Genomic DNA, 13,651 nt, shown 5'->3' with positions numbered 1-13,651 from the left:
CACGCTCTAGACCCGAAGCGGAGTGATCTAGCCATGGGCAGGTTGAAGCGGAGGTAAGACTTCGTGGAGGACCGAACCCACCAGGGTTGAAAACCTGGGGGATGACCTGTGGTTAGGGGTGAAAGGCCAATCAAACTCCGTGATAGCTGGTTCTCCCCGAAATGCATTTAGGTGCAGCGTCGTGTGTTTCTTGCCGGAGGTAGAGCACTGGATAGGCGATGGGCCCTACCGGGTTACTGACCTTAGCCAAACTCCGAATGCCGGTAAGTGAGAGCACGGCAGTGAGACTGTGGGGGATAAGCTCCATGGTCGAGAGGGAAACAGCCCAGAGCATCGACTAAGGCCCCTAAGCGTACGCTAAGTGGGAAAGGATGTGGAGTCGCAGAGACAACCAGGAGGTTGGCTTAGAAGCAGCCACCCTTGAAAGAGTGCGTAATAGCTCACTGGTCAAGTGATTCCGCGCCGACAATGTAGCGGGGCTCAAGCGTACCGCCGAAGTCGTGTCATTGCAGCAATAGGGCCAACGCCCGCTGTGATGGGTAGGGGAGCGTCGTGTGCCGGGTGAAGCAGCAGCGGAAGCTAGTTGTGGACGGTTCACGAGTGAGAATGCAGGCATGAGTAGCGATACACACGTGAGAAACGTGTGCGCCGATTGACTAAGGGTTCCTGGGTCAAGCTGATCTGCCCAGGGTAAGTCGGGACCTAAGGCGAGGCCGACAGGCGTAGTCGATGGACAACCGGTTGATATTCCGGTACCCGCTTTGAAACGCCCAATATCGAATCAGGCGATGCTAAGTCCGTGAAGCCGTTCCGGACCCTTCGGGGAAAGGAAAGTGGTGGAGCCGACGAACCAGACTTGTAGTAGGTAAGCGATGGGGTGACGCAGGAAGGTAGTCCAGCCCGGGCGGTGGTAGTCCCGGGGTAAGGGTGTAGGCCGAGGGGTAGGCAAATCCGTCCCTCATTAAGGCTGAGACCTGATGCCGAGCCGATTGTGGTGAAGTGGATGATCCTATGCTGTCGAGAAAAGCCTCTAGCGAGTTTCATGGCGGCCCGTACCCTAAACCGACTCAGGTGGTCAGGTAGAGAATACCGAGGCGTTCGGGTGAACTATGGTTAAGGAACTCGGCAAAATGCCCCCGTAACTTCGGGAGAAGGGGGGCCATCACTGGTGATCGGACTTGCTCCGTGAGCTGGGGGTGGCCGCAGAGACCAGCGAGAAGCGACTGTTTACTAAAAACACAGGTCCGTGCGAAGCCGTAAGGCGATGTATACGGACTGACGCCTGCCCGGTGCTGGAACGTTAAGGGGACCGGTTAGTGACCTTTCGGGGTTGCGAAGCTGAGAACTTAAGCGCCAGTAAACGGCGGTGGTAACTATAACCATCCTAAGGTAGCGAAATTCCTTGTCGGGTAAGTTCCGACCTGCACGAATGGCGTAACGACTTCTCGACTGTCTCAACCATAGGCCCGGTGAAATTGCACTACGAGTAAAGATGCTCGTTTCGCGCAGCAGGACGGAAAGACCCCGGGACCTTTACTACAGTTTGATATTGGTGTTCGGTTCGGCTTGTGTAGGATAGGTGGGAGACTTTGAAGCAGCCACGCCAGTGGTTGTGGAGTCGCCGTTGAAATACCACTCTGGTCGTGCTGGATGTCTAACCTCGGTCCGTGATCCGGATCAGGGACAGTGTCTGATGGGTAGTTTAACTGGGGCGGTTGCCTCCCAAAGGGTAACGGAGGCGCCCAAAGGTTCCCTCAGCCTGGTTGGCAATCAGGTGTTGAGTGTAAGTGCACAAGGGAGCTTGACTGTGAGACCGACGGGTCGAGCAGGGACGAAAGTCGGGACTAGTGATCCGGCGGTGGCTTGTGGAAGCGCCGTCGCTCAACGGATAAAAGGTACCCCGGGGATAACAGGCTGATCTTCCCCAAGAGTCCATATCGACGGGATGGTTTGGCACCTCGATGTCGGCTCGTCGCATCCTGGGGCTGGAGTCGGTCCCAAGGGTTGGGCTGTTCGCCCATTAAAGCGGTACGCGAGCTGGGTTTAGAACGTCGTGAGACAGTTCGGTCCCTATCCGCTGTGCGCGTAGGAATATTGAGAAGGGCTGTCCCTAGTACGAGAGGACCGGGACGGACGAACCTCTGGTGTGCCAGTTGTCCTGCCAAGGGCATGGCTGGTTGGCTACGTTCGGGAGGGATAACCGCTGAAAGCATCTAAGCGGGAAGCCTGCTTCAAGATGAGTATTCCCACCTCCTTGAGAGGGTAAGGCTCCCAGTAGACGACTGGGTTGATAGGCCAGATGTGGAAGCCCGGTAACGGGTGAAGCTGACTGGTACTAATAGGCCGAGGGCTTGTCCTCAGTTGCTCGCGTCCACTGTGTTAGTTCTGAAATAACGAACAGCTGTGTCCATGCCAGCGTGTTCAAATTTCATAGTGTTTCGGTGGTCATAGCGTTAGGGAAACGCCCGGTTACATTCCGAACCCGGAAGCTAAGCCTTTCAGCGCCGATGGTACTGCAGGGGGGACCCTGTGGGAGAGTAGGACGCCGCCGAACAATCATTGTGGGAAAGCCCCGCACCTTATGGTGCGGGGCTTTTCTGCGTTTACGGCCCGATCGGGCCGGCCGCACGCCTCCCGTCTGTCGTCCGAATGGCCGCAGCAGCCCGGTGACGCGTGGTCGGCGGCCCGGCGAGACGGGCTCTACGTCCCTTTAGTTCGTACTGTGGGGGTATGGGCTACGACCTCGTCATCTTCGACAACGACGGCGTGCTGGTGGACAGCGAGCCGCTCGCCAACAGCATCCTCGCCGGGTACCTGACCGAGCTGGGGCACCCGACCACCTACGAGGAGTCGGTCCGCGACTACATGGGAGCCGCCCCGCACCGGGTGCACGACCTCGTCGGCGAGCGGACCGGGCAGCAGCTGCCGGCCGACTTCGACGAGACGCTGCACGCACGGACCGTCGCCGCGTTCGAGCAGGAGCTCAAGCCCGTGCCCGGCGTGGAGGAGGTGCTGGGAGCGCTGACCGCGCAAGGCGTCGGGTACTGCCTGGCCTCCTCCGGGAGCCATGAGCGGATCCGCGTCGGGCACCGGGTGGCCGGGCTCGACGGGTGGTTCGAGGAGGAGTGGATCTTCAGTGCGCAGGACGTGGGCCAGGGGAAGCCGGCTCCCGATCTGTACCTGCACGCGGCGCGGCAGATGGGTGTGGAGCCCGCCCGCTGCGTGGTCGTCGAGGACAGTCCGCTCGGCATCCGGGCCGCCGCCGCCGCGGGCATGGACGTGTACGCGTTCACGGCGATGCTGCCCGCCGACCGGCTCCCCGGGGCCACCGGGCACTTCGGTGACATGAAGCAGCTCACCGGACTGCTCGGGCTGGAGGCCGGACTGGGTATGTGATCTCTCTACCCACGGGTAGCCCGTGGCCCTACGCTGACCCGCCATGACGGATGATGTGCGGCTGCGGCGCGGCCGCGGCGCTCTGGGGTTCAGTTTCTTCGTGCAAGGCGTCGCCTTCGCGCTGCTCGTGACGCGGATCCCGGCCATCCAGGACCGGTACGGGATATCCGACGGCCTGCTGCCCGCCTTCCTCGCGGCCGTGCCGGTCCTCGCGGGGGCGTCGAGCGTGGCCACCGAGCACCTGGTGAAGCGGGTGGCGCCCAGTGCCGTACTGCGGTGGGCGCAGCCGCTGGTGCTGCTGTCCCTGCTGGGCGTCGGAGCCGGTGGCCAGATGTGGCACGTGGCGGTGGCGCTGGGGGCGTTCGGGCTGTCCGTGGGTGCGCTGGACGCCTCGATGAACATGCTCGGGGTCAGCCTGCAGCGGGCGTACGGGCGGAGCATCATGCTCGGCTTCCACGCCGCCTACAGCCTCGGCGGGATTCTCGGGGCCTCGGCCGCGTGGGCGGGCGCCCACTGGGAGCTGAACCTCTTCGTCAGTTATCTGCCGGCCGTGGTCGTGCTGCTGCCGGTGGCCTTCCTGGGGAGCAGGCGCTACGTCGACGGGACGGCGGGGCAGGCGGAGGACGGCGGGAAGGGTCTGGGGGCCGGCGGGTTCAAGCTGCTGCTGCCGCTCTGCCTGGTGATGGCGTGCGCGTACATCGGGGACTCCACGGTGGCGAACTGGAGTGCCAAGTACCTGCAGGACGTGCTCGGGAGTTCGGAGCAGATGGCGACCGTCCCCTACAACGTGTACATGGTGACCACCCTCGTGGGGCGGGCCGTCGGGGACCTGGGCGTGCGGCGCTTCGGGGCGGCGGCCGTGGTGCGGGCGGGGACGCTGGTGGCGGCCGCCGGGTTCGCCGTGGTGGCGGCGGCGCAGGGGGCGTGGACGGGGATGCTCGGGTTCACGCTGCTGGGGATCGGGTTGTGCGTGATCGTGCCGCAGACCTTCGCCGCCGCGGGGAGGCTGTTCCCGGGGGCCTCCGACACGGCCGTCGCGCGGCTCAACATCTTCAACTACGTCGGCTTCCTGATCGGGTCTCCGCTCGTCGGGGCGGTCGGTGACGCCTGGAGCTACCGGGGCGCGATGCTGGTGCCGATGGCGCTGGTCCTGGTGACACTCTTCCAAGCCCGCTCGTTCGGCTCCGAGGGCGCCCGATACGGTGTCCGGCATGAGCGGCGAGCCGGTGACCGGGCTGTTGATGTGGGACGAGGCGGTAACGAGGTATGACTTCGGACCGAGCCATCCGATGGACCCGGTGCGCCTGGCGCTGACCATGGGCCTGGTGCGTGCCTTCGGGCTGGACCGGGCGATGGAGGTACGGGCGGCGCCCGCGGCCGGGGATTCGACGCTGCGGCTGGTCCACCGGGAGGACTACGTCGACGCGGTGCGCGAGGTGTCCGCCGACCCGGGCGTCGCGGACGGTTCGTACGGGCTGGGGACCGTGGACGATCCGGCGTTCCACGGGATGCACGAGGCGTCCGCGCTGATCGCCGGGCAGTCCGTGGCGGGCGCGGAGGCGCTCTGGCACGGTGAGGCCGAGCACGCCGTGAACTTCGCCGGCGGGCTGCACCACGCGATGCCGGGCGGGGCGGCCGGCTTCTGCGTCTACAACGACGCCTCGCTGGCCATCGCGCGGCTGCTGGAGCTGGGGGCGGAGCGGGTCGCGTACGTGGATGTGGACGTGCATCACGGGGACGGCGTGCAGGCGGCCTTCTGGGACGACCCGCGGGTGCTGACCGTCTCGATGCACGAGCATCCGCGGACGCTGTTCCCGCAGACCGGCTGGCCCGAGGAGACCGGCGGTCCGGGGGCGGAGGGGTCGGCGGTGAACATCGCGCTGCCCGCCGGGACCGGGGACGAGGGCTGGCTGCGGGCCTTCCACGCGGTCGTGCCGGAGCTGCTGGCTGACTTCCGGCCGCAGTTCCTGGTGACCCAGCACGGGGCCGATACGCACTTCGAGGACCCACTGGCGCACCTGGCGGTCTCGCTGGACGCCCAGCGGACCGTCCAGGAGGCCTGTCACCGGCTCGCGCACGAGTACGCGGACGGTCGGTGGCTGGCGCTGGGCGGGGGCGGGTACGCGGTGGTGGACGTCGTTCCGCGGTCGTGGACGCATCTCGTGGGGATCGCCGCGCACCGGCCGGTGGATCCGGGGACGGCGGTACCGGCCTCGTGGCGGGACGAGGTGTACGCGCGGACGCGGCAGTTGGCGCCGGCCCGGATGACGGACGGGCGGAGCCCGTCGTGGCCGGATTGGGACGCGGGCTACGACCCGGCGGACCGTACGGATCAGGCCGTTCTGGCCACGCGCCGGGCGGTGTTCCCGCTGCGCGGCATGCTGACCTGACCGGCTGTGCGGATCATGGCGCATCGTTACGCCAACTGTGGGGCTGTTTGCCGGAATTGATGACCCGCCAGATACGTTGGGGCAGCATCGGAGGGTGTTGAGCACCGGCGCGCTGCGTGCGCATCTGCTGGCCGCCCGGTTGGCCGGGCCCGTCGCCACCTCCCGGGAGGAGAGCCTGCGCAGTTACCGGCTGTTCGCGGCGCGGGATCCGCGGGTGATGCTGGGGCTGGATCCGGAGTGGGCGTGGGGCGAGGGTGATCTGCTGAGGCTGATGGCGGACAAGTGCGGGGTGTCGGCGGATCCGGCGCACGTCAGCGGGCCGGACGTGATCGATCCGGAGCGGACGGTGGCCGCGCTGGAGGCCTTCGCGGGGCGGCTGTGCGAGGCGGCGCGGGCGCGGTCGCCGGTGTTGTTCGGGACGGGCCATCCGCATCGGCTCCTGGGCTTCTACGCCGGTTTGGCGGAGGCGTTGTCGGCGGCGGGATGTGTTGTCCTCACCCCGGCGCAGGGGGTCTGTGTCGACATGGCGACGCGGTTCGGCGTACGCACACACCGCATCGAATACGTACGGGGGGTCGCACTGGTGCGGGAACCCGGCGTGCGGGTACCGGGGAGTGCGACCGGCGTGCACACCCATTCGCCGCTGCCGGTCCGGATGGCGCTGGGGGTCCTCGCGGAGGCCGGCGGGCCGCTGCCGGAGCTGGTGGTGGGGGACCACGGGTGGGTCTGCGGTGCAGGTCAGCTAGGTGTGGAGGCCATCGGGTTGGCGGATACGGATGATCCCGCGCTGTTCGTCGGCGAGGCCGAGGGGCGGGTCTCGGTGGCCGTTCCGCTGGATGACGCGGTGCGGGCGGACTACTACCGACCGCTCGCCCACTACGTGCTCGGCCGCGCGCGTCTGACGGGGCGGCAGGAGTGGCCGTAGCTCCTCTTCCCCACTCGTATCACGCGCCCCTACTCTGGGGAGTGAGCGTGCGACGACGAGGAGTAACCGGAGGGGAAGCCGGTGCCCGTCATGCGCGGAAGGTCAAGGTGTGTCATGGCTGCTGGCGAGAGGCCTCTCAGTGAGGTTCAGTTCCTGACCGTGGCGGAGGTCGCCTCGGTGATGCGAGTGTCGAAGATGACCGTGTACCGGCTGGTGCACAACGGTCATCTGCCCGCAATCCGGGTGGGCCGGTCCTTCCGGGTCCCCGAGAACGCGGTCCACGAGTACCTCCGAGAGTCCTATGTGGGGGTGGAGTCGGCCTGAGACTAAGGCTCGGGAAGCCCCTGGCTACGACGCGGAAGCGCTCGGATTACAAGCTCAGAGCTCGGGCGGGTAGGCTAGGCCGACGTAGGTCGTGTGGGCCCAGACGCCCCGCACCAGTGAAGAGAAGTGAGCGAGGGTAGTCGTGGGCTCTGTTATCAAGAAGCGGCGCAAGCGGATGGCTAAGAAGAAGCACCGCAAGCTGCTCAAGCGCACCCGCGTCCAGCGCCGTAACAAGAAGTAAACGGCAGCTGTACGTGTTCTCCGCAGCCCCTCCACCATCCTGGTGGAGGGGCTGCGGTGCAGCCGGGGGACTTCTTCGAGGGAGGCGCTGAGCTCGTGGGGAAGGTCGTACTCGTCACAGGGGCTGCCCGGCAGCTGGGCGGCCGCTTCGTGCGCCGGATCCAGCGTGATCCGGATGTCGAGCGGGTGATCGCGGTGGACGCCGTGACGCCGCCGCACCGGCTCGGATCGGCCGAGTTCGTCCGTACGGACATCAGACAGTCGGCGATCGCCAGAGTGCTGGCCGAGCACGCCGTGGACACGGTGGTCCATCTCGCGGTCACCGGAGGCAGTGCGGGAACGGGCGGTGCGCACAGCACCGTCAAGGAAACGAACGTCATCGGCACCATGCAGCTCCTCGGTGCCTGCCAGAAGTCGCCGACGGTACGGCGGCTCGTGGTGAAGTCGAGCACCAGCGTCTACGGGGGCACTCCCCGGGACCCGGCCGTCTTCACCGAGACCACGGAGCCCAAATCCCTGCCGGCGGGCGGCTTCGCCAAGGACGCCGCCGAGGTCGAGGGCTACGTACGGGGCTTCGCGCGAAGACGGCCGGACGTCGCGGTGTGCGTCCTGCGCTTCGCGAACATCCTGGGCCCCTTCGCGGACTCGGCGCTCGCCGAGTACTTCTCGATCCCGGTGATGCCGACCGTACTCGGCTACGACCCGCGGCTGCAGTTCGTGCACGAGGACGACGTCCTCGAAGTACTGGGGCTGGCGGCCCGGGAGCCCCGGCGCGGGACCCTGAACAGCGGGACGTTCAACATCGCGGGCGACGGCGTCCTGCTGCTGTCGCAGTGCTCGCGACGGCTCGGGCGGCCCACGCTGCCGCTGCTGCTGCCCGCGTTGAACTGGGTGGGTGCCGCGCTGCGGGCGGTCGGGGCCAGTGACTTCTCGCCGGAGCAGATAAGGCTGCTCACCCACGGCCGGGTCGTCGAGACCACGCAGATGCGCGAGGTGCTCGGCTTCGAGCCGCTGTACACGACCGCCGAGACCTTCGCGGACTTCGCCCGGAGCCGGGGGAGCGGCCTGCTGCCGCCCGAGCGGGTCGGGCGGGCCGTGGACCGGCTGGCGGCCATGCTGGACGCAGACGGGCCCGACGGGCTGGACGGGCTCAAGGACGACGCCTACGCGGTAGAAGGAGCGAAGCGATAGTGGCGGACGCCAAGGTCATTCCGTTCGGCGAGGACCGGCCGCGGCGGCGGATCCCCCGCCGTGTGCGGGCGGTGCCCGCCGCCGAGCCGGTGGCGGAGCAGCCCCCCGCTGCCGAGCCCGCTCCGGCGGCGGTGCCCGGCGACAGCTGGGACCGGCGGGTCGCCGGCGGGCTGGCGTTCCTGCGGCGGCGGATCACCGGGGACTACGAGGTCGACGACTTCGGCTACGACAAGGAACTGACGGACCAGGTCCTGATGTCCCTGATGCGGCCGCTGTACGACAAGTACTTCCGGGTCGAGGTCAAGGGCATCGAGAACATCCCGGCGGAGGGCGGCGCGCTGATCGTCGCGAACCACTCGGGGACGCTGCCGCTCGACGGGCTGATGCTCCAGGTCGCCGTGCACGACCACCACCCGGCGGAGCGGCACCTGCGGCTGCTGGCGGCGGACCTGGTGTTCCAGCTGCCGGTGGTCAACGAGCTGGCCCGCAAGGCGGGACACACCCTGGCGTGCGCGGAGGACGCGCAGCGGCTGCTGGAGGCCGGTGAGCTGGTCGGTGTGATGCCGGAGGGCTTCAAGGGGATAGGGAAGCCGTTCGGGGACCGGTACAAGCTGCAGCGGTTCGGCCGGGGCGGGTTCGTGTCGACCGCGCTGCGGGCGGGGACGCCGATCGTGCCGTGCTCGATCGTGGGGGCGGAGGAGATCTACCCCATGGTCGGCAACGCGAAGACGCTGGCGCGGCTGCTGGGGGTCCCGTACTTCCCGATCACGCCGACGTTCCCGTGGCTGGGGCCGCTGGGGGCGGTGCCGTTGCCGACGAAGTGGACCATCCAGTTCGGGGAGCCGATCCCGACGGACGGGTACGCCGCGGAGGCGGCCGAGGACCCGATGCTGATGTTCAACCTGACGGACCAGGTGCGGGAGCAGATCCAGCACACGCTCTACAAGCTGCTGGTGCAGCGGCGGTCCGTGTTCTTCTGAGCGGGACCGGAAGGGAAAGGGGCGGGGCTGCTTCGGCAGCCCCGCCCCTTTCCTCTACTCGGCGTCCTCCGCGCCCAGGCCCAGGCCCGGGAGGAGCCCCGGGAGCAGGGGCGGGATGGTGATGTCCGGCTTCGGGTTCTCCGGCGTGCCCGAGGGGGGCGGCGCCGACTGCTGTCCCGCGGGCGGGTTCAACAGGTCGCCCGTACCGCCGAGGAGGCCACCGGCGGGGGGCCGGGAGCTGCCCGAGGGCGACGGCGCCGCCGGGCTGCCGGACGGCGTGCCGGCGGCCGGGACGGACTGGTGGGCCCCGCTGGGCGTGCCCGGCTTGGCGGACGAGCCGGGGGTACCCGTGGTGCCGCGGGACTGCTCCGGTGCCTTGGGGAGCAGGCTCTGCAGCGGAGCCACGTCTTCGTCTATGGCCTGGAAGACCGACTCCACCTCACCGCCCACGTCCGTGAGCTGCGCCGGGAGCTTCTCGCGGAGCTTGCCCCACGCGTCGCGGTGCGAGCGGGAGAACGACGACAGCTTCTGGATCGGGCCGAGCGAGCCGTCCCGTTCGTACGCGGCCTGGAGGAGGCGGTGGCCTTCCTCCGCGTCGTGCTTCATGCCCGCCAGGGCCCGGCGGATCGCGCCCAGGGACTCGTGGTCCAGGTCGCCCAGCCGGCCTCGCTCCATCAGCCGACGGGCTTCCGACAGACGGTTCGAGGCCTGGTCGAGATAGAGCTCGCCCCGGTCCGCGTCGTCGTCGGCCATCCCCAGCTTCAGGTCCTCCATGCCCCGTTTCACGGGGTAGAGGTGGTCACCGGGCAGGGCGTCGGTGCTGGCAGCGGCCACTCCGCTGAAGGCCCCTGCGGCCACACCCACGGTGAGGCCACCCGCTGCGATGCCCTTGGACCAGCGGGAGCGGGGCCGCAATTTCCGGAGCGAGGTCGCCCGGTGGGCGCCGCGGCCGGTCCGCTGTTCGGGCACCAGAGGGTCCGAGGCGGCACCGCCCCCGGCCCTCTCCTCCAGCACCATGGTCTCCATGGCGGCAATGAGCTGGGCTCGTTGCACCGTTTTGACCTCGGGGTCCAGCACTGGGCGCGGCATTCTTTCGCCGAGCACGCTCGCCAGGGCCAACAGCCGGTCGTGGTCGGCAGGTTCGGCAGGTGCCTCGGACTGCTCGGCCGCCGAGTCCGGATCTGGAAGGTCGGACGGGGTCCGATCCTCCAGGGCCTGGGCGAAGGCGTTCGCCCGCCGGTGCGGGGTCACGTTCGCGATCACTGGCGGCACCTCCTCTCGTCATGACGATCGACTCCCCAAGGTGTCCGGAAGGTTGCTTTCCTTGAGCACATCCACACTTTCGAGTGAGCGGCTTCAGGCAAAGCGTGTCCACAGGGAGCCTGCATTCCGCACAACGAGCGTCGCGGCACTTGGGTTACGGACGAAGGATGATCTGACCACAGCGTCATCGAGGGGTCACCGAATGTGAGGTTGTTTGGTGTCGGAGGGTCAGCGGGCGTCTTCGGGGAGGAGGCGGGCCAGGGTGCGCACCGCCCGGTACTGGAGCGTCTTGATGGCGCCCTCGTTCTTCCCCATCACCCGGGCCGTCTCGGCGACCGAGAGGCCCTGCAGGAAGCGCAGGGTCACGCACTCCTGCTGCTGCGGATTGAGCTTGCGCACGGCCTCCAGCAGGGCCGCGTTGGAGAGGGACTCCAGGACGGAGTCCTCGGGGCTGCGCTCGACCTCGTTCGCGTCGAGCATCTCGCCGGTGGTGACCTCCAGCCGGAAGCGGCTGGACTTGAAGTGGTCCGCCACCAGGTTCCGGGCGATCGTCACGAGCCAGGCGCCGAAGTCGCGGCCCTGCCAGGTGAAGGTGGAGATCCGGCGCAGGGCGCGCAGGAACGTCTCGCTGGTGAGGTCCTCCGCGGTCGCCTTACCGCCGACGCGGTAGTAGATGTACCGGTAGACCGTGTCGCTGTACTGGTCGTACAGGCGGCCGAAGGCCTCGGCCTCGCCCGCCTGGGCGCGTTCGACCAGGTCCATCATCCGGGCCTGGTCGCTGTCCGCCGTGGGGCGGCGGTGGGTGGCCTGGGTGGCGGTGCCGGCGGCGTTCGAGCCGCCGGCGGCGCGACCTCGTCTGCCCACCGTCGCGCCGCCGTCGGTCAGGGCATAGCAAGGACCGGCCGGGCCGAGGCCGGCAGGGACCGCGGCGGCGAAGGCGGGGACGGCGTACGCGGTGGGGACGTAGCCGCGCAGGTGGTCGAGGACCGTTGCGCGCAGCTGAGCCAGGCCCGAGGCGTCAACCCCGACAGGTGGGTACACGGGACTCCCAGAGGCAGAGCTTCCATCACGTGCAGTGCGGAACCGTTCACCCGTCGTGGCGACAGATGGCCGGTGGCATGCGTTTGAGGAGAATAACGCTTCGTACAGGCAGCACTACACCCAGTTGCTCAAATCACCGGTTCCGACACTTCTGTTGCGTGTCGAGGGCATATTCAGTCGCAGTTGGTGATCGATTCCTGATCGCTTGGGTACGCGGAATGGACGCTTCCATGGAGTCCCGCGACCGAGTCGGGCATGCCGGAGTGCCGCGCCGCGGGCGCGGGTAAAGGTGAGTGAATGCCTGGTCCGGGCCGTTGCCGGAGCGGGCCCGGGGCGCGCGGGCCCCGGGCCTGGTGTTGTTACTTGCGGCGGCGGTGCAGGGCGATGGCCGCGGCCGCGCCGCCCGCGATCGCGCCGACGCCGGCGGCCGCCGGGACGCCGACCTTCACGGCCTTGCGGCCGGTCCGATAGTCGCGCAGCCGCCAGTCGTTGGTGCGGGCATGCTTGCGCAGTTTTGTGTCCGGATTGATCGCGTACGGATGTCCGACCAGTGACAGCATCGGGATGTCGTTGTGCGAATCGCTGTATGCGGCGCAGCGTTCGAGGTCCAGCCCCTCGGCGGCGGCCAGGGCGCGGACCGCCTCCGCCTTCGCGGGGCCGTGCAGCGGCTCCCCGACCAGGCGGCCGGTGTAGATCCCGTCGACGGACTCGGCGACGGTGCCCAGGGCGCCGGTCAGGCCGAGGCGGCGGGCGATGATCGTGGCCGTCTCCACGGGGGCGGCCGTGACCAGCCACACCTTCTGGCCGGCGTCGAGATGGGCCTGGGCCAGGGCGCGGGTGCCCGGCCAGATCCGCTCGGCCATGTACTCGTCGTAGATCTCCTCGCCGATCGACATCAGCTCGGAGACCTTGTGGCCCTTGACGATGGACAGGGCGCTGTCGCGGGCGTCCTGCATGTGCTCGGGGTCCTCGACGCCGGCGAGCCGGAACCAGGCCTGCTGCCAGGCGAAGCGGGCGAGCTCGCGGCGCCGGAAGAACTCGCGCTTGTAGAGGCCGCGGCCGAAGTGGAAGATCGCGGCGCCCTGCATGACGGTGTTGTCGAGGTCGAAGAAGGCGGCGGCGAGGTCGTCGCCGGCGACCGGGAAGGCGGGTTCCTCCGGGGCCTCCGGGGTCTGCTCCGGGCCCTCTTCGGCGAGGGCTTCCGGTTCCGTTTCGGGTTCGGTGAGCGGTGGGGCCCCGGCCAGAGCGGTCTTGCGGGCGGCCTCGGCCGAGGCCTCGCCCGCCAGCACGCTGCGTGCGGTGGCGGAGCGCCGACGAGGGGGGAGCCATCCGAGAGCGGCCATGACGCGAGCATAGCCACTGTGTTCGGGAGTTCCCGAACCGATGGGATGCGGAGGCGTGAACTCTTCGGGGCGCTGCTGTTACGTGAGGGCGCGGGAGAATGGGTGGCATGAGCCCTTTGTTGCGCCGTAAAGAAAAGAAGCGTCCCGGCGAGCGGACGGTGACGCTCATCGGGAGGCCGGGGTGCCACCTGTGCGACGAGGCCGAGGAGGTGGTCGCGAAGGTGTGCGCCGAGACGGGTGCGCAATGGGAGAAGAAGGACATCTCGCAGGACGAGGAGCTCTACCGGCTGCACTGGGAACAGATTCCGGTCGTGCTCGTCGACGGCGAGCAGCACACCTTCTGGAGGGTGAACCCCGACCGGCTCCGGCGGGCGTTGGAGGCCTGACCTCCTTCCCGGTTACCATCATGGGCGATTTATGGGGTCTCGGGGGCGTATCTGTGAGGAGTGTGCACGGTTTTGCCCCCTTTGGGATTTGAACGGGTTCGACGTGCCGATGGTTCCGGCTTTACGTGCCGGAGTCGCGTGACCCCGGTCACTTTGGTCGGACAAACCGGAC

12 protein-coding genes and 2 rRNA genes (1 of these 14 cut by a window edge) are annotated in these 13,651 nt (G+C 68.1%); 11 read left to right on the top strand and 3 right to left on the bottom strand.

Annotated features, from left to right (window positions below):
- From Sspor_RS19905 to Sspor_RS19860, 10 genes are all read left to right on the top strand, one after another.
- Nucleotides 1–2,359, top strand: a 23S ribosomal RNA gene (locus tag Sspor_RS19905); it begins 764 nt to the left of the window's first position.
- A gap of 78 nt (nucleotides 2,360–2,437) precedes the next feature.
- A 5S ribosomal RNA gene (rrf, locus tag Sspor_RS19900) occupies nucleotides 2,438–2,554 on the top strand.
- 176 nt (nucleotides 2,555–2,730) lie between these two features.
- Nucleotides 2,731–3,396, top strand: coding sequence for an HAD family hydrolase (locus Sspor_RS19895; RefSeq protein ID WP_202200335.1), 666 nt, complete (start codon nucleotides 2,731–2,733; stop codon nucleotides 3,394–3,396).
- Between the two features lie 43 nt (nucleotides 3,397–3,439).
- Nucleotides 3,440–4,666, top strand: coding sequence for an MFS transporter (locus tag Sspor_RS19890; protein WP_202200334.1), 1,227 nt, complete (start codon nucleotides 3,440–3,442; stop codon nucleotides 4,664–4,666).
- Nucleotides 4,638–5,786 (top strand): acetoin utilization protein AcuC, encoded by a 1,149-nt coding sequence (locus Sspor_RS19885; protein WP_202203751.1) that lies wholly within the window; start codon nucleotides 4,638–4,640, stop codon nucleotides 5,784–5,786. Before Sspor_RS19890 ends, Sspor_RS19885 begins: the two co-directional genes overlap by 29 nt.
- 94 nt (nucleotides 5,787–5,880) lie before the next feature.
- Nucleotides 5,881–6,711, top strand: a complete 831-nt coding sequence (locus Sspor_RS19880; protein ID WP_202203750.1) for a phosphatase — start codon at nucleotides 5,881–5,883, stop codon at nucleotides 6,709–6,711.
- 114 nt (nucleotides 6,712–6,825) lie between these two features.
- Entirely contained in the window at nucleotides 6,826–7,035 is a 210-nt protein-coding gene (locus Sspor_RS19875; protein WP_008738568.1) for a helix-turn-helix domain-containing protein, read from the top strand.
- Nucleotides 7,036–7,177: 142 nt separating this feature from the next.
- Nucleotides 7,178–7,276, top strand: coding sequence for a 30S ribosomal protein bS22 (locus tag Sspor_RS19870; protein ID WP_003948845.1), 99 nt, complete (start codon nucleotides 7,178–7,180; stop codon nucleotides 7,274–7,276).
- A gap of 95 nt (nucleotides 7,277–7,371) precedes the next feature.
- On the top strand, nucleotides 7,372–8,466 hold the full coding sequence (locus tag Sspor_RS19865; protein WP_237403936.1) for an NAD-dependent epimerase/dehydratase family protein: 1,095 nt from the start codon (nucleotides 7,372–7,374) through the stop codon (nucleotides 8,464–8,466).
- Nucleotides 8,466–9,446 carry a lysophospholipid acyltransferase family protein gene (locus tag Sspor_RS19860; protein ID WP_202200333.1) on the top strand — a complete coding sequence of 327 codons (981 nt, stop codon included), beginning with the start codon at nucleotides 8,466–8,468 and terminating at the stop codon, nucleotides 9,444–9,446. Before Sspor_RS19865 ends, Sspor_RS19860 begins: the two co-directional genes overlap by 1 nt.
- A 54-nt stretch (nucleotides 9,447–9,500) precedes the next feature.
- Here the strand turns inward: Sspor_RS19860 and Sspor_RS19855 are convergent, their stop codons facing one another.
- The 3 genes from Sspor_RS19855 to Sspor_RS19845 all read right to left on the bottom strand — a co-directional run bounded on the left by Sspor_RS19855 (nucleotide 9,501) and on the right by Sspor_RS19845 (nucleotide 13,093).
- The gene (locus Sspor_RS19855; protein ID WP_202200332.1) at nucleotides 9,501–10,709 is read right to left on the bottom strand and encodes a DUF5667 domain-containing protein; all 1,209 of its coding nucleotides are present in this window, start codon (nucleotides 10,707–10,709) and stop codon (nucleotides 9,501–9,503) included.
- 228 nt (nucleotides 10,710–10,937) lie between these two features.
- Nucleotides 10,938–11,750 (bottom strand): ECF subfamily RNA polymerase sigma factor, BldN family, encoded by an 813-nt coding sequence (locus Sspor_RS19850; RefSeq protein ID WP_202200331.1) that lies wholly within the window; start codon nucleotides 11,748–11,750, stop codon nucleotides 10,938–10,940.
- A 359-nt stretch (nucleotides 11,751–12,109) separates the two neighbouring features.
- Entirely contained in the window at nucleotides 12,110–13,093 is a 984-nt protein-coding gene (locus Sspor_RS19845; RefSeq protein ID WP_202200330.1) for an HAD family hydrolase, read from the bottom strand.
- 98 nt (nucleotides 13,094–13,191) lie between these two features.
- Between Sspor_RS19845 and Sspor_RS19840 the strand changes: the two genes are divergently transcribed.
- Nucleotides 13,192–13,479 (top strand): glutaredoxin family protein, encoded by a 288-nt coding sequence (locus tag Sspor_RS19840; protein ID WP_202200329.1) that lies wholly within the window; start codon nucleotides 13,192–13,194, stop codon nucleotides 13,477–13,479.
- Nucleotides 13,480–13,651 lie beyond the last annotated feature (172 nt).

Source organism: Streptomyces spororaveus (assembly GCF_016755875.1).
GTDB classification, from domain to species: domain Bacteria; phylum Actinomycetota; class Actinomycetes; order Streptomycetales; family Streptomycetaceae; genus Streptomyces; species Streptomyces spororaveus.
This window is presented reverse-complemented; position numbering and strand designations above follow the sequence as displayed.